25 protein-coding genes are annotated in these 22,134 nt (G+C 70.8%); 16 read left to right on the top strand and 9 right to left on the bottom strand.

All coding sequences use genetic code 11. From position 1 onward, the window contains the following. The gene (hutI, locus tag ACW4TU_RS17275) at window positions 1-1,257 is read left to right on the top strand and encodes an imidazolonepropionase (protein WP_457428708.1); all 1,257 of its coding nucleotides are present in this window, start codon (window positions 1-3) and stop codon (window positions 1,255-1,257) included. A gap of 14 nt (window positions 1,258-1,271) precedes the next feature. Here hutI and ACW4TU_RS17270 read toward each other — a convergent pair whose 3' ends face one another. The 3 genes from ACW4TU_RS17270 to ACW4TU_RS17260 all read right to left on the bottom strand — a co-directional run bounded on the left by ACW4TU_RS17270 (window position 1,272) and on the right by ACW4TU_RS17260 (window position 5,088). Further along, window positions 1,272-2,150, bottom strand: coding sequence for a hypothetical protein (locus ACW4TU_RS17270; protein ID WP_457428707.1), 879 nt, complete (start codon window positions 2,148-2,150; stop codon window positions 1,272-1,274). A 165-nt stretch (window positions 2,151-2,315) separates the two neighbouring features. Beyond that, the gene (locus ACW4TU_RS17265; RefSeq protein WP_457428706.1) at window positions 2,316-3,917 is read right to left on the bottom strand and encodes a ricin-type beta-trefoil lectin domain protein; all 1,602 of its coding nucleotides are present in this window, start codon (window positions 3,915-3,917) and stop codon (window positions 2,316-2,318) included. Between the two features lie 250 nt (window positions 3,918-4,167). Beyond that, window positions 4,168-5,088, bottom strand: a complete 921-nt coding sequence (locus tag ACW4TU_RS17260) for an RNA polymerase sigma factor SigF (protein WP_457428705.1) — start codon at window positions 5,086-5,088, stop codon at window positions 4,168-4,170. 297 nt (window positions 5,089-5,385) lie between these two features. On the opposite strand from ACW4TU_RS17260, the gene ACW4TU_RS17255 reads away from it, so the two are divergent. The 6 genes from ACW4TU_RS17255 to ACW4TU_RS17230 all read left to right on the top strand — a co-directional run bounded on the left by ACW4TU_RS17255 (window position 5,386) and on the right by ACW4TU_RS17230 (window position 10,754). Beyond that, complete coding sequence (locus ACW4TU_RS17255; protein ID WP_457428704.1) at window positions 5,386-5,790, top strand: STAS domain-containing protein; 405 nt, start codon at window positions 5,386-5,388, stop codon at window positions 5,788-5,790. A 183-nt stretch (window positions 5,791-5,973) separates the two neighbouring features. Then, window positions 5,974-6,471 (top strand): ATP-binding protein, encoded by a 498-nt coding sequence (locus ACW4TU_RS17250; RefSeq protein ID WP_457428703.1) that lies wholly within the window; start codon window positions 5,974-5,976, stop codon window positions 6,469-6,471. 182 nt (window positions 6,472-6,653) lie between these two features. Next, window positions 6,654-7,400: an LPXTG cell wall anchor domain-containing protein gene (locus ACW4TU_RS17245; protein WP_457428702.1), complete on the top strand. Its 747-nt coding sequence runs from the start codon at window positions 6,654-6,656 to the stop codon at window positions 7,398-7,400. 38 nt (window positions 7,401-7,438) lie between these two features. After that, window positions 7,439-8,308: a COG1361 family protein gene (locus ACW4TU_RS17240; RefSeq protein WP_457430171.1), complete on the top strand. Its 870-nt coding sequence runs from the start codon at window positions 7,439-7,441 to the stop codon at window positions 8,306-8,308. Next, window positions 8,308-9,435, top strand: coding sequence for a hypothetical protein (locus ACW4TU_RS17235; protein ID WP_457428701.1), 1,128 nt, complete (start codon window positions 8,308-8,310; stop codon window positions 9,433-9,435). The genes ACW4TU_RS17240 and ACW4TU_RS17235 overlap by 1 nt, the downstream gene beginning before the upstream one ends. Window positions 9,436-9,455: 20 nt before the next feature. After that, the gene (locus ACW4TU_RS17230; RefSeq protein ID WP_457428700.1) at window positions 9,456-10,754 is read left to right on the top strand and encodes a hypothetical protein; all 1,299 of its coding nucleotides are present in this window, start codon (window positions 9,456-9,458) and stop codon (window positions 10,752-10,754) included. Between the two features lie 97 nt (window positions 10,755-10,851). Here the strand turns inward: ACW4TU_RS17230 and ACW4TU_RS17225 are convergent, their stop codons facing one another. The 3 genes from ACW4TU_RS17225 to ACW4TU_RS17215 are packed head-to-tail and all read right to left on the bottom strand — an operon-like array spanning window position 10,852 to window position 11,380. Next, a complete protein-coding gene (locus tag ACW4TU_RS17225) occupies window positions 10,852-11,052 on the bottom strand; it encodes a hypothetical protein (RefSeq protein ID WP_457428699.1) in 201 nt (66 codons plus the stop codon). Next, window positions 11,049-11,225 carry a hypothetical protein gene (locus ACW4TU_RS17220; RefSeq protein ID WP_457428698.1) on the bottom strand — a complete coding sequence of 59 codons (177 nt, stop codon included), beginning with the start codon at window positions 11,223-11,225 and terminating at the stop codon, window positions 11,049-11,051. Before ACW4TU_RS17220 ends, ACW4TU_RS17225 begins: the two co-directional genes overlap by 4 nt. After that, window positions 11,222-11,380 (bottom strand): hypothetical protein, encoded by a 159-nt coding sequence (locus ACW4TU_RS17215; protein ID WP_457428697.1) that lies wholly within the window; start codon window positions 11,378-11,380, stop codon window positions 11,222-11,224. The genes ACW4TU_RS17220 and ACW4TU_RS17215 overlap by 4 nt, the downstream gene beginning before the upstream one ends. Window positions 11,381-11,580: 200 nt before the next feature. Between ACW4TU_RS17215 and ACW4TU_RS17210 the strand changes: the two genes are divergently transcribed. Both ACW4TU_RS17210 and ACW4TU_RS17205 read left to right on the top strand, forming a co-directional pair. After that, the gene (locus ACW4TU_RS17210; protein ID WP_457428696.1) at window positions 11,581-12,423 is read left to right on the top strand and encodes a helix-turn-helix domain-containing protein; all 843 of its coding nucleotides are present in this window, start codon (window positions 11,581-11,583) and stop codon (window positions 12,421-12,423) included. After that, entirely contained in the window at window positions 12,405-12,617 is a 213-nt protein-coding gene (locus tag ACW4TU_RS17205) for a DUF397 domain-containing protein (protein WP_457428695.1), read from the top strand. Before ACW4TU_RS17210 ends, ACW4TU_RS17205 begins: the two co-directional genes overlap by 19 nt. A 14-nt stretch (window positions 12,618-12,631) precedes the next feature. Here the strand turns inward: ACW4TU_RS17205 and ACW4TU_RS17200 are convergent, their stop codons facing one another. Beyond that, entirely contained in the window at window positions 12,632-13,561 is a 930-nt protein-coding gene (locus ACW4TU_RS17200; RefSeq protein ID WP_457428694.1) for an NmrA/HSCARG family protein, read from the bottom strand. A 53-nt stretch (window positions 13,562-13,614) separates the two neighbouring features. Here ACW4TU_RS17200 and ACW4TU_RS17195 point away from each other — a divergent pair, with 53 nt between their 5' ends. The 3 genes from ACW4TU_RS17195 (at window position 13,615) to ACW4TU_RS17185 (ending at window position 16,518) form a co-directional block, all read left to right on the top strand. Beyond that, window positions 13,615-14,088, top strand: coding sequence for a MarR family winged helix-turn-helix transcriptional regulator (locus ACW4TU_RS17195; RefSeq protein ID WP_457428693.1), 474 nt, complete (start codon window positions 13,615-13,617; stop codon window positions 14,086-14,088). A 338-nt stretch (window positions 14,089-14,426) separates the two neighbouring features. Next, window positions 14,427-15,104, top strand: a complete 678-nt coding sequence (locus tag ACW4TU_RS17190) for a response regulator transcription factor (RefSeq protein WP_006383781.1) — start codon at window positions 14,427-14,429, stop codon at window positions 15,102-15,104. 139 nt (window positions 15,105-15,243) lie between these two features. Next, a complete protein-coding gene (locus ACW4TU_RS17185) occupies window positions 15,244-16,518 on the top strand; it encodes an ATP-binding protein (protein WP_457428692.1) in 1,275 nt (424 codons plus the stop codon). A gap of 36 nt (window positions 16,519-16,554) precedes the next feature. Here the strand turns inward: ACW4TU_RS17185 and ACW4TU_RS17180 are convergent, their stop codons facing one another. Beyond that, window positions 16,555-17,139: a GtrA family protein gene (locus ACW4TU_RS17180; protein ID WP_457428691.1), complete on the bottom strand. Its 585-nt coding sequence runs from the start codon at window positions 17,137-17,139 to the stop codon at window positions 16,555-16,557. 163 nt (window positions 17,140-17,302) lie between these two features. On the opposite strand from ACW4TU_RS17180, the gene ACW4TU_RS17175 reads away from it, so the two are divergent. The 4 genes from ACW4TU_RS17175 to ACW4TU_RS17160 all read left to right on the top strand — a co-directional run bounded on the left by ACW4TU_RS17175 (window position 17,303) and on the right by ACW4TU_RS17160 (window position 21,699). Then, window positions 17,303-18,463: a 5-(carboxyamino)imidazole ribonucleotide synthase gene (locus tag ACW4TU_RS17175; RefSeq protein WP_457428690.1), complete on the top strand. Its 1,161-nt coding sequence runs from the start codon at window positions 17,303-17,305 to the stop codon at window positions 18,461-18,463. Further along, window positions 18,460-19,017 carry a 5-(carboxyamino)imidazole ribonucleotide mutase gene (gene purE, locus ACW4TU_RS17170; RefSeq protein ID WP_457428689.1) on the top strand — a complete coding sequence of 186 codons (558 nt, stop codon included), beginning with the start codon at window positions 18,460-18,462 and terminating at the stop codon, window positions 19,015-19,017. The genes ACW4TU_RS17175 and purE overlap by 4 nt, the downstream gene beginning before the upstream one ends. After that, on the top strand, window positions 19,014-20,201 hold the full coding sequence (locus tag ACW4TU_RS17165; RefSeq protein WP_457428688.1) for a dipeptidase: 1,188 nt from the start codon (window positions 19,014-19,016) through the stop codon (window positions 20,199-20,201). The genes purE and ACW4TU_RS17165 overlap by 4 nt, the downstream gene beginning before the upstream one ends. A gap of 334 nt (window positions 20,202-20,535) precedes the next feature. Next, entirely contained in the window at window positions 20,536-21,699 is a 1,164-nt protein-coding gene (locus ACW4TU_RS17160; protein ID WP_457428687.1) for a dipeptidase, read from the top strand. A gap of 9 nt (window positions 21,700-21,708) precedes the next feature. Here ACW4TU_RS17160 and ACW4TU_RS17155 read toward each other — a convergent pair whose 3' ends face one another. After that, complete coding sequence (locus tag ACW4TU_RS17155) at window positions 21,709-22,104, bottom strand: VOC family protein (RefSeq protein WP_457428686.1); 396 nt, start codon at window positions 22,102-22,104, stop codon at window positions 21,709-21,711. Between the last annotated feature and the right edge of the window lie 30 nt (window positions 22,105-22,134).

The following is a 22,134-nucleotide window of genomic DNA, read 5'->3' as shown; positions in this document are numbered from 1 at the left end:
ATGAACAGCACCAGCACGCCGAGCAGTCCGGGCAGCCCGAACCGGACGAACAGCGCTATCGGCAGCACGACCGACACCACCACCGGCACGACGACCGTCATCACGAACATCGGCAGCCTGGTCACCAACGACCCCTCTCTCGGCGACAAATCCCCCCTGGGACTGGTCCTGGACGCGGCCGTCGTCATAGAGGGCGACCGCGTCGTCTGGACCGGTGAATCAAGCAAAGCACCCGCCACTGACAATCGGGTCGACGCAGGTGGCAGGGCCGTCCTCCCGGGCTTTGTCGACTCCCACTCCCACCTCGTCTTCGCGGGCGACCGGACCCAGGAGTTCAACGCCCGCATGTCGGGGCGCGGCTACACGGCCGGGGGTATCCGCACCACCGTCGCCGCCACCCGCGCCGCCACGGACGCGGACCTGGAGGCCAACCTCACCCGTTACCTCCGCGAGGCCCTCCACCAGGGCACGACCACCTTCGAGACCAAGTCGGGGTACGGCCTGACCGTCGAGGACGAGGCCCGCGCCCTGCGCATCGCCGCCGCCCACACCGACGAGGTCACCTACCTCGGCGCCCACATCGTGTCCCCGGACTACGCCGACGACCCGGCCGCCTATGTCGCCCTGGTCACCGGCGAGATGCTCGACGCCTGTGCCCCGTACGCCCGTTGGGTCGACGTCTTCTGCGAGAAGGGCGCCTTCGACGGCGACCAGGCGCGCGCGATCCTCACGGCCGGCAAGGCGAAGGGGCTGCATCCGCGTGTCCACGCCAACCAGCTCTCGTACGGCCCCGGGGTGCAGCTCGCCGTCGAACTCGACGCCGCCAGCGCCGACCACTGCACCCACCTCACCGACGCCGACGTGGACGCCCTCGCGAACGGCGACACGGTCGCGACCCTCCTGCCCGGCGCCGAGTTCTCCACCCGCGCCCAGTGGCCGGACGCCCGCCGTCTCCTCGACGCGGGCGTCACGGTCGCGCTCTCCACGGACTGCAACCCGGGGTCGTCCTTCACCTCCTCCGTGCCCTTCTGTGTCGCGCTGGCGGTACGGGACATGGGCATGACCCCGGACGAGGCGGTCTGGTCGGCCACGGCGGGGGGCGCGCGGGCCCTCCGCCGCACCGACATCGGCCGCCTCACGCCCGGGGCGTACGCCGACCTGACCCTTCTGGACGCCCCGAGCCACGTGCACCTGGCCTACCGGCCGGGCGTTCCGCTGGTCAGCGGGGTGTGGAAGCGGGGCGTGCGGGTCCTCTGAACCGAATCGTCGGATCAGAGGCCGTAGCGGTTCTTCAGGTGGCGCCAGAAGTCACGGAACATCCACTTGTCGAAGTCCGTGATCTGCGTGGCGCTGCCCGCGTTCATGAGGAAGCAGCACTGGCCGGTCGGGGTCCAGTCGTAGAAGTCATCGAGCCCGAAGGTGTGGCCGACCTCGTGCAGATAGATGTGGATGTTCTCCTGGTCGAGCGTGCTGGTGAAGTACTCCTGGCCGACCCGCTGGCCCCAGTCGCCGCCGGCGCCGCCCTGGAAGCCCTTCGTCAGCCACAGCGACTGGTCGTAGTGGCGGGACGCGCCGCCCGGGCACCTGGAGTAGTTGCCGTCCTGGTGGAAGAAGCGGCCGCAGTCGGGAGCGCACTGCGGGGCGCCGCCGCCGTCGAGGTTTCCGGCGTAGACGTCGACGGAGTTGTCGGTCCACTGGAGGGTCGAGCGGTTCCTCACCGCCCAGCCGACGATGTTGACGGGCACACTGGTGTACGGCCAGGCGTTGTGCCCCTTGCCGTTGTCGACCATGGCCGCCATCCACTTGCCGAACTGCTTCTTCAGCGCGGTGTGGATCCGGTCGCGCAGGGCGGTGCTCACGGGTGCGTCCGACTCCCAGCGGACGCAGTAGTTGACGCTTCCCCGATTGGCCATGACCTGGTCCCAGCCGTAGTTGCGGAAGCCGTAGAGGTCCGGGTAGGTCGACGAGACGTGGTTCCAGACCTCGTTCAGTGGCTGTACGAGGTTCGCGGGCGGGTTCCAGTCCTCGGCGGCCCGCGCCTGTGCCGCCGTCACGGCCGGAGCGGCGAACGCAGCCGGCAGACCGGGGGCGGCGATCAGCGCGGCCAGTGCCGCGAGGACGGCCAGCAGACGTGCGATGTGCTTGCGCATCGGTGAACTCCCTTTGTGGGGAACGGGATTCACCCTTCGGGTCGGCACCGGCCGCGCACGGGGTTGCCGACGCGTCCCCGGCGGCATTTCACTCCCGCCTCGTCCGGTCTCGTCCGGGCGAGTGAAACGCTCCTCCGGCGCGGGAGGTTGGCGGACACGGACTTTTCAGCTAGCGCCCGCCCGCCACCGCTGCTCCGACCCGCCCGTCAGTGGTTCGAGGGTCAGGCCGCCGTCGCCGGCCGGGGTGAGTGCCGTCGCGATGGCGATCGCCGGGCGGATCACACCGTCGTCGTCCACGGTGAAGCGCAGGTTGTCGCCGTTCTCGTCGTCGCCCGCCGAGGCGCACTCCCAGATGCCCACGCCCTTGTCCACATCACCCCGGCTGTCCAGGCACAGGTCGCTGTCCGCGGACGAGCGCAGCAGCGCCGAGCCGGCGTCCACCTGCCAGCGTTGGGTCGCGGCCGACGCGGAGCAGGGCGCCGTGACGACGTCCGTGCCCTTCTCCAGCACACCGCCCCGGATGTCCAGGCAGCGTCCCGAGGCGACGTTCACCACCTGGGCGAACGAGGCACCCGGCGCCCGGAACGCGGGCGTGGGCGTCGGTGTAGGGGTCGGCTCGGGAGTCGGAGTCGGAGAGGGGGTCGGAGTGGTCGGCGGTCGTGAAGTCGGCGGCGGGGAAGGGGAGTCGGCGGCAGCCGGTGACGAGGGGAACGTCGTCCCGGGGACGCTCGGTACCGCGGTGACCGGGAGGGTGCCCGCCGCGCCCTGTGGATCGGGCGATCCGCCGCCCCGCGAGAGCAGCACGATCAGCAGCGGGACCAGCGTCACGCCCAGCACCGCCGAGGCCAGCACGAACCGCCGGCGGGACGGCCGGGCCGGAGTCCAGGGCCAGCTTCCCTCCGGCTGTGGGGTGTTGGCGCGGGTGACCGTCGGTGCGTCCCTCGCGTACGACAGGCCGCTCCACGGCAGCAGGCCCTCCCCCAGCGCCGTGCGCGGGTTGTCGCGCAGGGCGGAGAGTTCCTCGTAGGCCACCGAGCAGTGCGGGCAGATGACCATGTGGGAGTTCAGGTCCGTGCTGTGGCGCGGGTTGACGGGGCGGACCGACTCCTCGATCAGCCGGCGGAAGTCCTGGCAGCGCGGATCGTCGGAGACGGCCAGCCGGAACCGCAGACAGGCCTGTGCCAGGACCTGGAGGGCCGAGTCCGTCTCGTGCGTCACGTCCTCGCGCGTCAGCCCGAGGAGAGCGGCGGTCCGGTCCTCGGGTTCGCGCTCCACGATGCCGTACCAGATGAGGCCCTGAATGCGGGACGGCAGCGACTGGAACGGGCCCAGCATGGGCGGGGGCGGGATCAGTCCGACGCCGCCCGCCGCGCTCCGCGCGCTCCCGGTATGCGTCGGGCCGAGGGTGTTCAGGACGAGGAGCAGGCTCGGGTCGAGACCCGCAGCACGTTCGTCCGTCGCCCAGGTGGCCGCCAGATCGGCTGTCAGCAACAGGAGTTGGTGGCGCCACGGGACGCTCGGCTCGGTACCGCGTGCCGTGTCCCGGGCCGCCGCCGTGAACGCCTGGGCCGCCAACTGCCCTGCCGTGGAGTCGCTCGTCGTGCACAGCCGGGCGTAGGCGAGGACGGACGCGCGGTGGCGGGCCCGGAGTTCCTGCAACGCGAGGTACGCGGTGGGGGAGTTGGTGCGCAGCAACTCGGTGAGGTGTGCGTCGGACGTGCCGACGTACACCCCGTCCACCCCACCGTGGTCGGTGTCCTGGGACATCCGTCCGCCTCCTCGCACCCCCGGCCTCGCCCCGTCCTGACGTACCAGCCAGTCTGAAGGCGGTCCGGGTGACGCAGGGGGCCTTTGGGAAAAGAGGGGAGGGGTTTCCGTAGGTAACCGGAAACCGTTCAGGCCGCTGGGGGGACACAGCCCCGCGCGACCTGGCCGGGTTGGGTACGGCCGGAGGTGACGGGGAGGCCCTGCGCCATCCGCTGGTGGAGCAGGGGCCCCGACGGCCGGGCCCTGACCGTCACTCCTCGACGGTCAGACCCTTTCGCAGTCGCTGCAACGTCCGTGACAGCAGCCGCGACACATGCATCTGGGAGATGCCCAGCTCCTCGCCGATCTCCGACTGGGTCAGGTTGGCGACGAACCGCAGCGAGAGGATCTGCCGGTCCCGGGGCGGGAGTCCGGCGATCAGCGGCTTCAGGGACTCGATGTACTCGATGCCCTCGATGCCGTGGTCCTCGTAACCGATGCGGTCCGAGAGCGCGCCCTCGGAGTCGTCCTCGTCGGCCTGTGCGTCGAGTGAGCTGGCGGTGTAGGCGTTCGAGGCCGCCATGCCCTCGACGACCTCCTCCTTCGAGAGGCCGAGGCGTTCGGCCAGCTCGGCCACGGTGGGGGCGCGGTCGAGCCGCTGGGCCAGTTCGTCGCCGGCGCGTGCCAGGTCCAGCCTGAGCTCCTGGAGCCGGCGCGGCACGCGGACGGCCCACGACGTGTCACGGAAGAAGCGCTTGATCTCGCCGACGATGGTCGGCATGGCGAACGTCGGGAACTCCACGCCGCGGCTCAGCTCGAAGCGGTCGATCGCCTTGATCAGGCCGATCGTGCCGACCTGGATGATGTCCTCCATGGGTTCGCTGCGCGAACGGAAGCGGGAGGCTGCGAACTTGACCAGCGCGAGGTTGAGCTCGACGAGGGTGTTCCGGACGTACGAGTAGTCGTGGGTGCCTTCTTCGAGGGACTCCAGTCGCGCGAAGAGGGTCTTGGACAGGGCGCGGGCGTCGACCGCCCCCACCTTGTCGAACGGCGGGATCTCGGGGAGCCCGTCCAGGGCGTCCGGAACGTGTGCACCCGGGAGGTGCTGGTCCAACTGTTGGGAGTCCGTGTGTTCCGGAGGGGGTGTCGACGTCGCCACGTGGGTATGCGATGCGTCGAGCCGGGGTGACATGGTGTCCTCCATGGTTCTCGGCACAAGGCTGCCGAAGCCGGTGTGTGCGGTGCGGTGTGCGGCGCCTCCAATGCCGGCCGTGTCGGGTGTTTGTCTCGGCCGGCTCACTACGGGAACTGGCTCACTACTAGCCCTACCCGCTTTCCCGAGCCCACCGCAAGTGCATTGTATTCCTGTATGTCCATATATGGGTATTAGTTCAGGTGTCGGAGAGTGTGAGGAAGGCGTAGTGTTCGTGGACGTCAGTTGGGCGCGAGAGCGCCGGTAATGCAGACACGAGCTCGGGAGAGAGACGGCATGGACCGCGAGACGGTCGGCAGCGCACAGTCTGGCCGGCTTCTGGTGGAGGTGCGCCACGAAGGCTCCAGCGCCGTCGTGACGCCGACGGGTGAGTTGGATCACCACACCGCCGACCTGTTGCGTGAACCACTTGAGGACTGCCTCGCGAAGGGCATCTCGCGGCTGGTCGTCGACTGCGCGGGGCTGGAGTTCTGTGACTCCACCGGCCTCAACGTGCTGCTCGGCGCCCGCCTGAAGGCAGAGGAGGCGGGTGGCGGCGTGCATCTCGCCGCGATGCAGCCGGTTGTCGCACGGGTGTTCGAGATTACGGGCGCGGACGCCGTTTTCACCGTCCACGAGTCGCTTGCCGACGCCCTGGCCGATGAGCCTCCAGCGTCTCCTGGGGCCCTTGAATCCTCCTAGCCTTTTTTGGCCGAGTCTCCTCGGTCGGTCGGGCAGGTTGTCGAGCGCGCTCTTTTTGGGGGGTGTTCTGTCCGTTACGCCGGGCAGGAGACATCCTGAATGCGCACACAATGACGTGCGTAGGGAACTGTGGTGAATGAAGTCCGTGTACGTGAACTGGTGAATCGGTGAGGTGAAGCGCTGATGAGCACCACCCGGCCCGACTCGCCGGGCTCTCCGGAGTCCTCGCCGGACTCCTCGGAGTCCGCCGAGTCAAGCGGCGCTTCCGTGGGCCGTCAGACCCGCAGCCTGAGTCTCGCGGGCGAGAGCGGTGTCGTTCCGCTCGCCCGCGACTTCGCCCGCCAGGCGTTGTACGCGTGGGGCTGGCTGCCCGCCGAGACCGCCGACCGGCGGGCCGCCGCCGAGGACGTGCTGCTCGTCGTCTCCGAGCTCGTCACCAACGCCTGCCTGCACGCCGAGGGCCCGGACGAGATGTGGATCACCTGTGACAACAAGGTGATCCGGGTGGAGATCTCGGACAGTGGCGCGGGCCAGCCGGCTCCGCGCACCCCGCACCGGGCCGGGCGCCCCGGTGGCCACGGAATGTTCATCGTGCAACGCCTGTGCCTGGACTGGGGAGTCGTACGGACCCCCGGCATCGCGGGCAAGAAGGTGTGGGCGGAGCTGGGCGCTCCGGCGTAGTTCCCGCCCTTCCGGCGCGTGAGCACCACTCGAATCAGGCCGAAATCCCGGCGATCCGGTGTGTGCTGTGTCTTCCAAGTGCTGGTCCTCCGGCGTACCTTGACGGCCGATCCGCGATCTGATGTGCCGTCAGAAACGCCACCAGGGCCGCCAGGAATGACCGCCAGGAATGGGGGACGACGATGTCGTACCACCGGACATGCCGCCGAACGCACCCGAAACGAAGCGCCGCGCTCGCGTCCGCCGCGGCCCTGGCCGGATCGGCGGTACTGCTGGCCGCCCCCGCCGCCCGGGCCGAGGTCGTGGACGTCAACTACCGGTGCGACACGCCGATCGGCATCAAGAGCGCCCTCTCGTCCATCGACATCAAGGCGGTCGGGAGCGGCGGCTCCTACAAGGTCACGATGTCCTGGCAGAAGGGTGTCTCGTCCAGCCCGGTGGAACTGGGCAAGGGTGCGATGAGCCCGAGCGCCACGATCAAGCTGGGCGGCGCGGACAGCGGCACCCTGAACGTCACCGGGCCCGCGAACGAGGCCGCGCTCCCCGCCAACACCCCCATAAAGATCAACGACCTGAGCGGTACGTACAAGCCGTCGAAGAACGGCAAGGTCACCTTCACGGCCGGCATCCTGACGATCAAGGCCGCCGGTACGACGACCACGTGCACGCCCACCAACAGCCCCAAGCCGTCCCTGACGCTCGACGTCACGGGGGCCTCGGGCGGCGGTACCACCGGCGGCACGAGCAGCACCGGCGGCAGCGGCGACACCGGCGCCGACCTCCCGCAGACCGGCCCCGAGGACTCCTTCGTCGCGCTGGGCACGCTCGGCGGGACGGTGCTGCTCGCGGGCGCGGCGGGCACGCTGTGGCTGACGCGCAGGAACCAGACCGGGACGACGGTACGACGGCAGCCGACGGCACGCCGCTGAGGACCGTACGAGACCCGTACGACTTCCGGGAGCCGCCGATGCGTGTCCTCTGCCCCAGCCTCAGCCACCTCCGTCACCTGCGCCTCCTCGGACTCGTCGCGCTGCTGTCCGCGGGGACGCCGGCCGTGGCCGACGAGGGCTGGTCCGTGACGCCCCTGGGCACCGGCCGGCCGTACTTCTACGCCGAGGGCACCCCGGGAACGGTTCTCCAGGACACGCTGTCCGTCCGCAACCCGACGGCGCGGATCCTGAACGTGCGGCTGACCGGCGGCAGTTGGCTCACCCTGGCCGCGCCCGAGGTCGGCGTCCCCGCCCGGACCCGCGCCGACGTGCCCTTCACGGCGCGCATCCCCGAGGGCACGCCTCCCGGTGACCGCACCGCCACGATCACCGTCCGGGCCTCGGGCCGGAGTGCGACGGTGCGGGTCCGACTACGGGTCAGGGGACCCCGGTTGCCCGCGCTGACCGTCGAGCACGTGCGGGTGAGCGGTGACCGCATCGCGTACGAGCTGGTCAACCGCGGCACCACCGACCTGACCCCGACGCTCGCCGTCCACGCGGACGGTGTCCTCGGCCCCGTCCTCGACCGGGCCCCGCGCACGCTGCCCGTACGCCTGTCCCCGGGCCGGCGTGTCGCCCTCACCGAACCCTGGTCGGGGCGGCCGGAGTTCGACGCGGTCGACGTACGCCTGACGGTCACGGCGGCGGGCGGGACGGTGCGCGACGAGGCGGGCGCGTCGGCGCGGTTCGTGCCGTGGGGCGGGGTGGTGGGGGGCGCGGGGGTGCTGTCGGCGGGCGGCGCCCTCGTGGTCGTACGACGGATGGGGCGCCGTAGGCGCGATGAACGGCCGGGCGGACGCCCGGAGTTGGTGGCGAAGTCGGATGAGCTGACGGGGGCGATGACGTGATGCGGCGGATTACCGCACTGGTGGCGGTGCTGGCGATCGCTCTCCTGATGGCGCCCGTGACCACCGCGGCGGCCGCCGCCGGGCCGACCGTCAAGGTCTCCAGGTCCCAGGCGGGGACCGGTGACTCGATCGTGGTGACAGGGACGGGCTGGCAGCCGAGGACGCTGCTGATGATGCTGATCTGCGGCCGGTCCACGCCGGGCCGGGGAGTGCTCGGCGGCACCAACTCCTGTGCCAACGCGGACGCGAGAGCCGTCACCACGGACACCCTGGGCGGCTTCAGCAAGAGCCTGCCGGTGGTCGAACCGCCGGTGCCGTGTCCGTGCGTGGTGCATGTGGCGACGGTGACGGGAGGGTCGCAGGCGGCGGCCGACGCGGTGTTCCAGGTGGCGGGGCACCCGGTCGAACCGCTGCCCGCGCAGACCGGCACGGGCCGTCTCTCGGTCCTCACGGACCCGCTGCTCGACGGTTCGAGCGGGCTGCTGACCTGGTTCGGGGCGCCGCCCACCCGGACCCTGGTGGTCACCGTCGGCAACCTCGGTACGGCGGCGGTCAAGGACCCGGTCTTCCAGGTCGGCACCTCCCACGGGGTGTTCGCCCCGCAGTGGGAGGAGCAGCAGTGGCGCGGCACGATCCGGCCGGGCGGGAAGGCACGCGTCGAGGTGCCGGTCGGGCTGGTGAGCGGGGCGCACGGTGACTACACGGTCTCGCTGAGGTACGACGGCAAGACGCTCGCGGAGCAGCCGTGGGGCGTGGGCCGGCCGTGGGGCGTGACCCTGTTCTGGGTCCTGGCCGGTGTTGTCGTACCGGCGGCGCTGTTCCGCGTCGGCATGGCCGTGGTGGACCGGGTACGGCCCCGCGGAGCGGGCGGCGGGCGGCCGTCGCCGCGTCATGGCAGAGCGCTGCGGATGCCCGAACTGACGCTGCGTATGCCGAGGGTGGGCGCGCGGGAGGGCCGCGAGGAGCCCCGGCCGACGACCGCTTCCACCACCCTGCCGTGGTTCACCCCCGACGCCGGCCCGGGAGCGGGCGCGGGCGAGGGCGCGGGCGAGGGCGCGGCCACCGGCTTCGACACAGGCGCGGGCGCTGCGACGACCAACACGACGAAGACGAAGGGGAACACGTGAGAACGCAACGGAGACGGAGCGTGGGTGCGGCAGGGGCCCTGTTGCTGCTCGGCGGAGCGGGCGGTGTCCTGCTGGGCCTGGCCGCGGCGGGGCCCGCCCAGGCCGCCGAGGTGTCGTACGCGACCAAGTGCGTACCGCCGGCGGCCTCCGGCCTCGACCCGGTCAACGGCACGACCAAGGTGGAGATCACCGCGCCCGCGACGGCGAAGGTCGGCGACGAGGTGGACGTGGTCTGGAAGTTCACACAGGCCGCGTCCAAGAACCCGGACCTGATCGACCTCCCGGCCAACTCGGTCCAGCCGAGCGGGGTGTTGAAGGCGGCCGGGGCACAGACCGCCGACATCGCGATGGTGGGCCCGCGGGAGAACCCGGCGATCCCCAAGGGCGGGGCGATGGTCCTGTCCGACATGAAGGGCAAGGTGAAACTGACGACGGCGGGAGACGTGACGCTGACGCCGGACGCGTACACGATCAACGTGTACGGGACGGACACGAAGTGCGCGCCGACCGAGACGGTGCGGTCGGCGGCGACGATCAAGGTGACAGAGGGGGGCGGCGGTTCACCGTCGACCTCGGCGTCACCGTCCACGTCGACCTCACCCACACCCACGCCCACACCCACGCCGACGCCGACGGATTCCGCGTCCCCGACCGCGACCGACTCGCCGAGCAGCACACCGAGTGCGACGGACGGCGGCCAGACGGACTTCACCGGGAAACTCGTGCAGGTCCCGTACAAGTGCGACACGCCCCTCGGCGACAAGGACGTGACGTCCCCCATCCAGATCAACGCCAGTAAAAACGGCGGGAGTTACGACATCACGGTCCAGTTCAAGGGCTCGGTGATGAACAGTCCGGCGGACCTACCGGCAGGCGTGGTGAAGCCGTCCATGGAGGTCGTCCTGGGCGGATCCGACACGGGCACGGTCCATGTCGAGGGCCCGGGCAACGCGGAGGCCATCAAGACGGGCGACGCGATGACGATCTCCGACATGACCGGCACGTACAAGCCGGGCGCGACCGGTGAATCGACCCTGTCACCAGGCGTGTTGACGGTGAACGCCCTCGGCACGACGACCGTCTGCACCCCGGCCGAGTCGATGGTCTCCCTGACCCTGGACACGGAGGAACAGGCGAGCGGAGCGTCCGGCGGCTCGTCGACCACGACGTCCGGCGGTACGTCGACCAGCGGCGGCCTGGCCAACACGGGCGCCGAGAACAACGGCGCCCTGAAGGCGCTGGGACTGGTGGCCGGAACGGTGATCCTGGCCGGCGTGGCGGTGTTCACGTTCATGCCGGGACGGCGGCGCCTGCGCTGAACGGTGAACGGATACGTCAGGACCCCGCCCCGGAGTGTGTTGCCGCGGGCGGGGTCCGGCGTTCTCCGCTGCCTCGGACGTACTGCTCACGCGCGGCTCACGTGCCGCTGTGGGCGTCCAGCGGATGGGCCCGGAGCCGTACGTTCGCGTCGCTGACCGCGCTGTGGTCGAAGGCGGCCTGCGCGGCGCTCCGGCATGCGGCGAGTCCCTGACAGGCCTCACAGCCGTCCATCGGTGGGGGAGGGCGGTACTCCCCGTAGGAGGGGTAGAGCGGCGGGCTCGGTGGGCGCGGTGTCATGGCGCACACCCCCGTCCGTGTCTGCCGTGCTCCCGCAACTCCCGCTCGCAGTCGCCGACTTCGCCCGTACGCCCGGCCTCCCGGGCCGCGTCCCGCTGTGCGGCCAGCGCCTCGCACACGTCACAGGGCGGTGCCTGGGCCGTCGTGGGGGGCGTGGCTGCCGTGTTCTTCACACCGACCACCGTGCGAGCGCCGCCTCCAGGGAGCGCAGGACCTCGGGGGTCGGCGCCGCCCAGGCACCGGACGGAGCCCAGGCGGGAGCGGGGGTGGCGCGCTGGACGGTGGTGCGGGGACGCCGGGGGAGACGGGGGAGGGAGGTCGTCGTCATCGGGTCACTCCTCGGGTGGAGGTTCCGGCGTAAGCCTGTGCTGTGCGCGGTCGCCGGATTACGGTGCGTGTTCAGGTACGACGAGCATGCCGCCTCAATAGGGCGGAAACGTCGTGGACAGGGCCGGATGCCCACGTTCGGCGGGGGCTATTTCCACTACGCCCGACGGCAACCCACAGTCACCGCACGAGGGGAACGAGATGTCGCAACGACGCACCGTGACGAGCCTCAGCCAGCAGCCGCGCGCCCGGTTCGCGGAGGAGCTGAAGGCGTTGCGGGAGGCGAACGGGGACAGCCTGCGGCAACTGGGCGAGAAGGTCGGCTGGGACTTCTCACTGTTCGGGAAGATGGAGAACGGCCACACGCTGGGCAGCGCGGATGTGGTGGTGGCGCTCGACCGGTACTTCGGTACGGGGAAGCTCCTGGTGACGTTGTGGGAGCTGGCGCTGGCGGACAAGAGCGAGTTCAAGGAGCAGTACCGCGCGTACATGGAGTTCGAGGCCGAGGCGCTCAGCCTGTGGCACTTCGGTCTGAGCAGCATCCCTGGCCTGTTGCAGACACAGGGGTATGCGACCGAGGTGCTCGCGGCGGGCGGCAACCGGGGTGAGGAGCTGGCCCGTCAGGTCGAGGCACGCGTCAGCCGTGGCGTGATGCTGCTGGCGGAGGACGCGCCGCGATTCCGCACGATCCTGTGCGAGTCGGTGCTGCGATTGGTTCTGCGTGACCAGGAGTCATGGGTGGAGCAGTTGGACCATCTCGTGGCCATGTCCGAGCGCCCGAACGTGACCGTGCAGGTACTGCCGTTCAGCGCCGGACCGTTCGGCTTGATGAACGGTCTCGTGATGTTCCTGCAGCTCGCGGATGGCCGCGTTGTGGCTTACACGGAGAATGACCTCCATGGTGAACTCATCCAGGACGGGAGCCAGATCGAGCGTCTGCAGGCTGCATACGATGCGATGCGCGACCGGGCGTCGTCCCCCGCCGAGTCGCGGAAGTTCATCGGGGAGATGCTGGAGGAAGCACGATGCGATCCATCGATCTGAGCTCGGTCACGTGGCGTAAGAGCAGCTACAGCAACACCGATGGTGGCGAGTGCGTCGAGGTGTCCGACAATGCCCGGGCTGTCGTCCCCGTCCGCGACTCCAAGACCCCCGACGCCCCCACCCTCATACTCCGGGCCGCCGCCTGGACCTCCTTCGTCACGGCCGTACGCCGCGACGAACTCCCGGCCTGCTGAGGGACGTACGACCGTCACGCGCCGAGGCGGGCCTCCCGGCTCGCCAGATCCCAGCGCTGCGCCCCCGCCCACTCCGCGAAGCTCTGCCACCCCACCTCCGGGTGGTCGCGTCGCAGGCCCTCGACGTCCACGTCGAGGCCGGTCGCGGCGAAGTAGCGGAACATGGCGGCCAGATCGGCGTCGTGTTCCTCGATCCGGGCCAGGGGTACCGGCGTGAACCCGATCGGACGGCCGCAGACGACGGAGAGGGTCTCGGCGATCTCCGTGCACGTCAGGTGGTCCGACGCGATGTCGATGCGGCGCCCGGCGAACTCCTCGGGGTGCCGCAGGGCGAGCGCCGCGAACGCGCCGATGTCGGCGGCCGGGATGAACGGCAGTCGCAGGTCGGCGGGCAGGGGCAGGGCGAACCGGCCCTCGCGCAGGCCGCTCAGTGTCCACTCGCTGGTGTAGTTGTCCATGAAGACGCCCGGCGCGATGACCGTCCAGGGGATGCCCAGGCTCCGTAGGTGGAGTTCGACGCGGTGCTTGGTCTCGAAGTGGGGGACACCGGTGCCGCGGTCCGCGTTGGCGGCCGAGGTGAACACGATGTGCCGGACGGTTCCGCTCGCGGCGGCGGCGTCGAGCAGCGAGACCGCCTGCCGTACTTCGGCGTCGGCGTCGCCGCCGTTGCGCGTGGACATCGTGAACAGCGCGTCGGCGCCGGTGAGTGCGGCATCCAGGCCGGCTCGGTCGTCGAAGTCGGCGTACGCCACCTCCGCGCCGAGTCCGCGCAACTCCTCGGCCGCCGTGGACGACGGGTCACGGGTCAGCGCGCGGACCCGTGACCCGTGACGGAGCAGAGCCCGGGCGGTGGCGCCGCCCTGGGCGCCGGTCGCGCCAGTGACAGCGATGACGGGCCGGGTGGGCCGGGTGGGCCGGGTGGGCTGATAAATTGTCTGCGTCATGCAGTAAACCTACATGCATTGTCTGCGTCGCGCAGATATTAAGGGGGGGGGTCGTGCCCCGAGACGACCGGACGAGCGGCCTGGAACTGGACTCCCGGCGGTACGTGGCCTCCTATGTGCTGTTCAACCAGGCGGTCGCCGACCATCTGGGGATGCATCCGACGGACGTGCAGTGCCTCAGCCTGCTCGGCATCGAGCCGGGCCCCTTCACGACCGGCCGGATCGCCGAGCTGACCGGCCTCACCAGCGGCTCGGCGACCCGGCTCGTCGACCGCCTGGAGAAGGCCGGCTACGTCACCCGGCGGCGGGACGAGGCGGACCGGCGACGGGTGCTGGTCGTGCCGGTGGCCGCGGCCATGCGTCGCCTCGGTGAGTTCTGGGACTCGCTCGCCGAGGGCTGGCTGGCGACGTTCGAGGGCTACACCGAAGAGGAACTGGCCCTGCTCGGCCGCCACATGCGCCGGACGACCGAACTGGCCCAGCGCCAGATCGAGCACCTGCGCGCCCTGCCCACGGAACCGAGGTGAGCCCGCCCGGCTTCCCGGTCGCGCCGTGTGAAAAGGACCTTCGACGGAAACTTCTCAAAGGCGTCATGGTGTTGTTAAGGGTGTTCTTTCTCCGTGTATCAGTTCACTTTCATAAATGGCATGACTTGAGGCTCTAATCACAGGTGATGGGTCGACGTCAATCGCTCATTCGAAGGTAAGAGACGGGATCTGCTTGCGGAGACGCAGGCTCGGGCTCCGGAGTGCGGGCGGGTACCGGTCCCGCCGTCCCGGACGCTCTCGTCGTACCGTCCGAAGGTAAGAATCAAGAACGCCTGGTCACACCCCGGACGACGTCCAGGGCGGTCTACCATCAGCTCATGACCCGTGTACTGCTCGCTGAGGACGACGCGTCCATCTCGGAGCCACTGGCCCGCGCACTGCGCCGGGAAGGTTACGAGGTCGAGGTGCGCGAGGACGGACCGACCGCGCTCGACGCAGGCATCCAGGGCGGTATCGACCTGGTCGTCCTGGACCTGGGACTGCCCGGCATGGACGGCCTCGAAGTGGCCCGCCGGCTGCGTGCCGAAGGGCTGACCGTCCCGATCCTCATCCTGACCGCGCGCGCCGACGAGGTGGACACCGTCGTCGGCCTCGACGCGGGCGCCGACGACTACGTCACCAAGCCCTTCCGGCTCGCGGAACTCCTCGCCCGCGTCCGGGCCCTGCTCCGGCGCGGCGCCTCCGAGCCGCAGCAGCCGCCCGCCACGCACGGTGTGCGCATCGACGTCGAGTCGCACCGCGCGTGGATGGGTGACGAGGAACTCCAGCTCACCGCCAAGGAGTTCGACCTGCTGCGGGTGCTCGTGCGCGACGCGGGGCGGGTCGTGACCCGCGACCAGCTGATGCGCGAGGTGTGGGACACGACGTGGTGGTCGTCGACCAAGACGCTCGACATGCACATCTCGTGGCTGCGGAAGAAGCTGGGCGACGACGCGGCCAACCCCCGTTACATCGCCACTGTGCGGGGTGTGGGTTTCCGCTTCGAAAAGAGTTAGTCGACTACGCGCGTAACGTCACCTCCGGGGGCTGGTCGCGCCCGCGCGGCGGTAGCCGTACAGGTACGCCCCGCGCCCCTGAGCGGCCCCTGACGGGGCGCTCAGGGTGTCTGTTGTCCTGCCATCGCCCGGAGGGGCCGTGCGTCGTCGTCTTATCCAGTCCACCCTCGCTGTCGTGCTCGTGGTGATCGCCGTGTTCGGTGTGTCGCTCGTCATCGTCGAGACGCGGACGATCAGTACGAGTGCCCAGGACCGGGTGGACTCCGAGGCGGTGCGGCTGGCCAGCATCGTGGACAGCCGCATCCTCGGGGACGAGCAGATCAACGCCAAGGTCCTGCGCGGCCTCGTCACCGGCGACCGGTACGCCGTCGTGCGCATCCCCGGCCGCGCGCCGATCGAGGTCGGGGACCAGCCCGTCGGTGACGTCATCTCCGCCGAGGAGGACGGCGAGGAGGGCGAGAGCGTCCGGGTCGAGGAACCCCGTTCCTCCGTGACCCGCGAGGTCGGCCGCACCCTGCTGATCATCGGCGCCGTCGCGCTGCTCGCCGTCATCGCCGCCGTCCTGCTCGCCGTACGGCAGGCGAACCGGCTCGCCTCGCCGCTCACCGACCTCGCCGAGACCGCCGAACGCCTCGGCTCGGGCGACCCGCGCCCCCGTCACAAGCGGTACGGCGTCCCGGAGCTCGACCGGGTCGCCGATGTGCTGGACAGCTCGGCGGAACGCATCGCCCGGATGCTCACCGCCGAACGCCGGCTGGCCGCGGACGCCTCGCACCAGCTGCGTACGCCCCTGACCGCCCTCTCCATGCGCCTTGAGGAGATCACCCTCACCGACGACCTGGACACGGTGAAGGAGGAGGCCACGATCGCGCTCACGCAGGTCGAACGCCTCACGGACGTCGTCGAACGGCTCCTCACCAACGCCCGCGACCCGCGCACCGGCTCCGCCGTCTCCTTCGACCTCGACGAGGTCATCCAGCAACAGCTCGCCGAATGGCGCCCCGCCTACCGCAGCGAGGGCCGCGCCATCGTCACCTCCGGCAAGCGGCACCTGCAGGCCGTCGGCACGCCGGGCGCGGTCGCCCAGGTGCTGGCCGCCCTGATCGAGAACTCGCTCATGCACGGCGGCGGCACGGTCGCCCTGCGCACCCGCGTCATCGGCAACCAGGCGGTGATCGAGGTCACGGACGAGGGACCCGGCGTTCCCACCGACCTCGGCGCCCGGATCTTCGAGCGCGCGATCAGCGGCCGCAACTCCACGGGCATCGGCCTCGCCGTCGCCCGCGACCTCGCGGAGGCCGACGCGGGCCGCCTGGAGCTGCTCCAGGCCCAGCCGCCGGTCTTCGGGCTCTTCCTGTCCCGTACCCCGCTGAGGAAGCCGCGGAGGGACGAGGAGGAGCGGACGGTCCGGTAGGCGGGCCTGGTCCTGGTCCTGGGGGGCCGGGGGCGGTCAGCCGACGTGCTGGCGGTGGGTCCGGCGCTCGGGAATCGTCCGTCCCTCGGCAAGGGACACCGGGTCCGCCTCTTCGAGGAACGATTCGGCGCTGGCGACCGCCTCACGCGCCGGAAGCGTACGGAACACCCACGTACGGTACGACCAGAAGCGGAACAGGGTCGCGACGCCGATCCCGACGAACTTGAAGACGTTGCTCTGCAGCGGGCTGTCCAGGCCGAAGCCGTACGTCGCCGCGTAGAGCACACCGTTCTCGATGACCAGTCCGACCGCGCTGAACAGCAGGAACAGCGTCAGTTCCTTCGTACGGCCGCTCTTGTCGCGGTCCCGGTACGTGAAGTAGCGGAAGCCGATGTAGTTCGAACAGATCGCGACGACCGTCGCGGTCACACTGGCGCGGACCACCGGCAGGTCGGTCGCGGTGCGCACCAGGTTGAACACCAGCAGGTTGACGAGAAGCCCCGCCGTGCCCACCGCCCCGAACTTCGCCACCTCGGCCGCGAACTGGTCGAATCGTCGGCGCACGGCGCTCCGGGGCGTCGTATGAAGCCCGTCGGAACCACCTTCGGAACCACGTTCCATGGTCTGTCGGCCCCCGTCTGTGGGATCGCAGTGTGGGATTTCGTCAACCCAGCCATGCTAACCACCCCCTCTGGGGCTTGCCTGTGCGCATCGGGTCACAGGCGTGTAATGCGTGAAATCAGGCCGGGATGGCCGACCCGGTACTCGCCGATACTCTTGGAGGGTGACGTTCCCGGTAGTCGGCATGGTCGGCGGGGGGCAGCTCGCTCGTATGACACACGAGGCGGGCATCCCGCTCGGCATCAGGTTCAAGCTTCTCAGTGACACCCCGCAGGATTCCGCGGCGCAGGTGGTCGGTGATGTCGTCATCGGCGACTACCGCGACCTGGAGACGCTGCGCGCCTTCGCGCAGGGGTGCGATGTGATCACTTTCGATCACGAGCACGTCCCGACCGAGCATCTTCGGGCGCTGGAGGCGGACGGTATCCCCGTCCGCCCCGGCCCCGACGCGCTCGTGCACGCCCAGGACAAGGGCGTGATGCGGGCGAAGCTCGACGAGATCGGGGTGCCGTGCCCGCGCCATCGCATCGTCCGCGATGTCGCGGACGTGGTCGCCTTCGCGGCCGAGGGCCTGTCCGAGGGCGCTGAGGGCGACGGCTTCCCGGTCGTCCTCAAAACGGTCCGCGGCGGGTACGACGGCAAGGGCGTGTGGGTCGTCCGGTCCGCGGCGGACGCCGCCGACCCCTTCCGGGCCGGTGTGCCGGTCCTGGCCGAGGAGAAGGTCGACTTCGTACGGGAACTGGCGGCGAACGTCGTCCGCTCCCCGCACGGCCAGGCCGTCGCGTACCCGGTCGTCGAGTCGCAGCAGGTCGACGGCGTGTGCGACACCGTCATCGCCCCGGCGCCCGGCATCGCGGAGGAGCTGACCCTCCAGGCCACGGAACTGGCCCTGCGCATCGCCAAGGAACTCGGCGTGGTCGGCCACCTGGCCGTCGAACTGTTCGAGACCCGGGACGGTCGCATCCTCGTCAACGAACTGGCGATGCGTCCGCACAACTCGGGCCACTGGACCCAGGACGGTGCGATCACCAGCCAGTTCGCCAACCACGTCCGCGCGGTCCTCGACCTCCCCCTCGGCGACCCGCGGCCGCGCGCGAAGTGGACGGTCATGGCGAACGTCCTCGGCGGCGACTTCCCCGACATGTACTCCGCGTACCTGCACTGCATGGCCCGCGACCCCCAGCTGAAGATCCACATGTACGGCAAGGACGTGAAGCCCGGCCGCAAGGTCGGCCACGTCAACACCTACGGCGACGACCTGGACGACGTGCTGGAGCGCGCCCGTCACGCAGCCGGCTATCTGAGAGGCACGATCACCGAATGAGCCCCGTTGCAGAACCCGGTGCAGGCCCCCTCGTGGGCATCGTCATGGGTTCCGACTCCGACTGGCCCGTCATGGAGGCCGCCGCCCAGGCCCTGGACGAGTTCGAGATCGCGTACGAGGTCGACGTCCTGTCCGCGCACCGCATGCCGCGCGAGATGATCACGTACGGCGAGCAGGCCGACGGGCGCGGGCTGAAGGCGATCATCGCGGGCGCGGGCGGCGCGGCCCACCTGCCCGGCATGCTCGCGTCGGTGACCCCGCTCCCGGTGATCGGCGTCCCGGTCCCCCTCAAGTACCTCGACGGCATGGACTCGCTGCTGTCGATCGTGCAGATGCCGGCCGGTGTCCCGGTCGCCACGGTCTCGGTCGGTGGCGCGCGCAACGCGGGCCTGCTGGCGGCCCGCATCCTCGCCACGCACGACGAGGAACTCCTCGGCCGGATGCGGGAGTTCCAGCAGGAGCTGAACGACCAGGCCACCGAGAAGGGCAAGCGGCTGCGCGCCAAGGTCGACAGCGGCGCGGGCGGCGGCAGCGGCTTCGGCTTCGGGAAGTGACGTCCGTGAGCTCCCTGGAGCAGGCCCGGGAACTCCTGCGCGAGTTCCCGGTCGTCGACGGCCACAACGACCTCCCGTGGGCGCTGCGCGAACAGGTCCGCTACGACCTCGACGCCCGCGACATCGCCACCGCCCAGCACGCCCACCTGCACACGGACATCCCGCGCCTTCGGGAGGGCGGGGTCGGCGCGCAGTACTGGTCGGTGTACGTCCGCTCGGACCTGCCCGACCCGGTGCCGGCGACCCTCGAACAGATCGACTGCGTACGTCAGTTGATCGCGCGGTACGGCAACGACCTGCGGCCCGCGCTCACCGCCGCCGACATGGAGGCGGGCCGGCGTGAGGGCCGTATCGCCTCCCTCATGGGCGCCGAGGGCGGTCACTCGATCGCCAACTCCCTCGGCACCCTGCGGGGGTTGTACGAACTGGGCGTGCGCTACCTGACCCTCACCCACAACGACAACGTGGCGTGGGCGGACTCGGCGACGGACGAACCGGGCGTCGGCGGGCTGTCGGAGTTCGGCCGCGAGGTGGTCCGGGAGATGAACCGCCTCGGCATGCTGGTCGACCTCTCGCATGTCGCCGCGACGACGATGCGGCACGCGCTGGACACGTCCGTCGCGCCGGTGATCTTCTCCCACTCCTCCTCGCGCGCGGTGTGCGACCACCCACGCAACATTCCCGACGACGTGCTGGAACGCCTGCCCGGCAACGGCGGGATGGCCATGGTGACGTTCGTACCGAAGTTCGTCCTCCAGGCCGCAGTCGACTGGACGGCCGCCGCGGACGACAACATGCGCGCCCACGGCTTGCACCACCTGGCCACGACCCCCGAGGCGATGAAGGTCCACCGCGCCTTCGAGGAGACGAACCCGCGCCCGGTCGCCACGGTCTCGACGGTCGCCGACCACCTGGACCACATGCGCGAGGTGGCCGGCATCGACCACCTGGGCATCGGCGGCGACTACGACGGCACGGCGTTCACCCCGGACGGCCTCAGCGACGTCTCCGGATACCCGAACCTCATCGCCGAGCTGCTGGACCGGTCCTGGTCGAAGACCGACCTCGCCAAGCTGACCTGGGGCAACGCGGTACGGGTGCTGGGCGCGGCGGAGGACGTGGCCCGGGAGGAGCGGGGGCGGCGGGGGCCCTCCAACGCCACGCCGGCGGACCTGGACGGCTGAGGGGGCGCCGATGTCCCCGGGCCACGGCAGGGCTCAGGTTCTGCCGCCCCGGACCGGCCTGCCCCTCCCCGGTCCCGACGGCGTCGGGGCCGCCGTCGGGGCTGTTCACGCCGTGCCGACGGGCATCGCGCGGATCCATGACGGACGGCGACCACTCCGGCGCCCCGGCTGCCTCGCGTCGAGGCGGACCGTGTCTGTCGCGGATCGGGCTCACCCCGCGCACCCCGGGCCCGGCGTACCCCCGAACGCCCCACCCACCAGGAAGGCCCCCCGCCTCCGTGCGACGGTGACCGTATTGCGATCACGAGGTAGATCACGACGTACGGAGCCCGTCATGGCCGACCTGCAGGACGAACTGCACACCACAGCCGAGGTCGGAAGACTCGACCCGCAGCTGCCTCCGCCCGTTCCCTTGCCGGAGCCCGACGACCACCCCCACGACGACGGGGCGACGGAGCTCGGCTTCTCCGCCCTTTCCGGCCCGGACACCGCCGCCCCCCTCGACCGTGCCCACGCCCTCCTCGCCGAGCACCCCGTCGCCGACGGCTACAGCGGGCTGCCCTGGGCGCTGCGGCACCTCTCCTGGTACGACCTGGAACTCGGTGAGGGCACCGTCGACACCGATGTGCCCCGGATGCGACGCGGCCACGTGGGCGCGCTGTTCTGGGCGCTGCACCTGCCGGAGGGGCTCGCCGGGGACCGGGCCGTCGGCGCCACCCTGGAGCAGCTCGACCTGGTGAAGACGGTCGCTCGGAGCCACCCCGAGGGGCTGCGCCTCGCGGGCACCGCCGGGCAGGTCACCGACGCCCGCAACTGCGGACGGGTCGCTGTCGTCCTCGGGCCCGCCGCCGCGGCCGCGCTCGACGACTCGATCGGCATCCTGCGCGTCCTGCACTCCCTGGGCCTGCGCGTGCTCACCCTCGCCGGTACGTCCTGGGCGAGCGAGGCCGGGCTCACCCGGTTCGGCGAGGAGGTGGTCCGCGAGATGAACCGGCTCGGCGTGCTGGCCGACCTCTCGGGCGCCTCGGCGGCCACCATCAGCCGGGTGGTCACGATCTCCAAGGCGCCGGTCCTGTGCACCCGCTCCGCGGCCCGCGCTCTGCGCCCCCACCCCACCAACCTCCCCGACGAGACGCTCGCCGAGCTGGGCGTGGCCATGGGCCTGTGCCTGGTGCCGCTGACGGCCGAGCAGACCGGGCCTTCCGTCCGTGACGTCGCCGACCACATCGACCACGTCCGTGCGGTCGCGGGCCCGGAGTGCGTCGGCCTGTCCGGCACGTACGACTCCGGCAGCGCCCACCCGCAGGAACTCGGCGACGCCTCCTGCTACCCGAACCTGATCGCCGAACTCCTGCGCCGAGGCTGGACCGAACCCGACATCGGGCTCCTCACCTGGGGAAACGTCCAGCGAGTCCTGCGCAGCGCCGACTTCACGGCCAAGGCGGCCCAGCAACGCCGGGAGCCGTCCACGGCACGGATCGCGGAGCTGGACGGCTGACCCGCCTGTTCAGGGGTGCTCGATCCGGCAGAGGCAGAACGGATGCCCCGCCGGATCGGCGTACACCCTGAAGTCCCGCTTCCCGTCCTGGTCGTCCAGGTCCAGCGGGCGGGCGCCCAGCGCGAGAACCGCCTCCTGGGCCGCGTCCAGCTCCGCCCAGGTGGAGCCGGCGTCCAGGTCGAGGTGGAACTGCTGGGAGCCGTGATCGGCCCGCGGCCACTCGGGCGGGGCGTACCCGGGCGCCTGCTGGAAGGCAAGCCGCGGCCCGCCGGGGACGTGGAGCACGACCCACTCGGGCTCCTCCTCCGCGGGCGTACCGCCGAGGACCCGCGCGTAGAAACGGGCCAGCGCGTGCGGGTCGGGACAGTCGAGGACGACGGTACGGAAACGGGCTACGGGCGTCATGGGTTCCTCCGGTCGTTACGTCTAGCGCAT

The sequence above is a fragment of the Streptomyces kryoterrae genome, assembly GCF_054072135.1.
The sequence above is the reverse complement of the archived record's forward strand: the minus strand, read 5'-3'. Positions and strand labels throughout refer to the sequence as shown.

Coding starts and splice junctions, on each gene's coding strand:
- ACW4TU_RS17225 (WP_457428699.1), bottom strand. CDS start 11,052: ATGACACCGCGCCCACCGAGCCCGCCGCTCTACCCCTCCTACGGGGAG.
- ACW4TU_RS17240 (WP_457430171.1), top strand. CDS start 7,439: ATGCGTGTCCTCTGCCCCAGCCTCAGCCACCTCCGTCACCTGCGCCTC.
- ACW4TU_RS17260 (WP_457428705.1), bottom strand. CDS start 5,088: ATGTCACCCCGGCTCGACGCATCGCATACCCACGTGGCGACGTCGACA.
- ACW4TU_RS17180 (WP_457428691.1), bottom strand. CDS start 17,139: ATGGAACGTGGTTCCGAAGGTGGTTCCGACGGGCTTCATACGACGCCC.
- ACW4TU_RS17155 (WP_457428686.1), bottom strand. CDS start 22,104: ATGACGCCCGTAGCCCGTTTCCGTACCGTCGTCCTCGACTGTCCCGAC.
- ACW4TU_RS17265 (WP_457428706.1), bottom strand. CDS start 3,917: ATGTCCCAGGACACCGACCACGGTGGGGTGGACGGGGTGTACGTCGGC.
- ACW4TU_RS17210 (WP_457428696.1), top strand. CDS start 11,581: ATGTCGCAACGACGCACCGTGACGAGCCTCAGCCAGCAGCCGCGCGCC.
- ACW4TU_RS17160 (WP_457428687.1), top strand. CDS start 20,536: ATGGCCGACCTGCAGGACGAACTGCACACCACAGCCGAGGTCGGAAGA.
- ACW4TU_RS17250 (WP_457428703.1), top strand. CDS start 5,974: ATGAGCACCACCCGGCCCGACTCGCCGGGCTCTCCGGAGTCCTCGCCG.
- ACW4TU_RS17255 (WP_457428704.1), top strand. CDS start 5,386: ATGGACCGCGAGACGGTCGGCAGCGCACAGTCTGGCCGGCTTCTGGTG.
- ACW4TU_RS17235 (WP_457428701.1), top strand. CDS start 8,308: ATGCGGCGGATTACCGCACTGGTGGCGGTGCTGGCGATCGCTCTCCTG.
- purE (WP_457428689.1), top strand. CDS start 18,460: ATGAGCCCCGTTGCAGAACCCGGTGCAGGCCCCCTCGTGGGCATCGTC.
- ACW4TU_RS17205 (WP_457428695.1), top strand. CDS start 12,405: ATGCGATCCATCGATCTGAGCTCGGTCACGTGGCGTAAGAGCAGCTAC.
- ACW4TU_RS17270 (WP_457428707.1), bottom strand. CDS start 2,150: ATGCGCAAGCACATCGCACGTCTGCTGGCCGTCCTCGCGGCACTGGCC.
- ACW4TU_RS17245 (WP_457428702.1), top strand. CDS start 6,654: ATGTCGTACCACCGGACATGCCGCCGAACGCACCCGAAACGAAGCGCC.
- ACW4TU_RS17200 (WP_457428694.1), bottom strand. CDS start 13,561: ATGACGCAGACAATTTATCAGCCCACCCGGCCCACCCGGCCCACCCGG.
- ACW4TU_RS17190 (WP_006383781.1), top strand. CDS start 14,427: ATGACCCGTGTACTGCTCGCTGAGGACGACGCGTCCATCTCGGAGCCA.
- hutI (WP_457428708.1), top strand. CDS start 1: ATGAACAGCACCAGCACGCCGAGCAGTCCGGGCAGCCCGAACCGGACG.
- ACW4TU_RS17215 (WP_457428697.1), bottom strand. CDS start 11,380: ATGACGACGACCTCCCTCCCCCGTCTCCCCCGGCGTCCCCGCACCACC.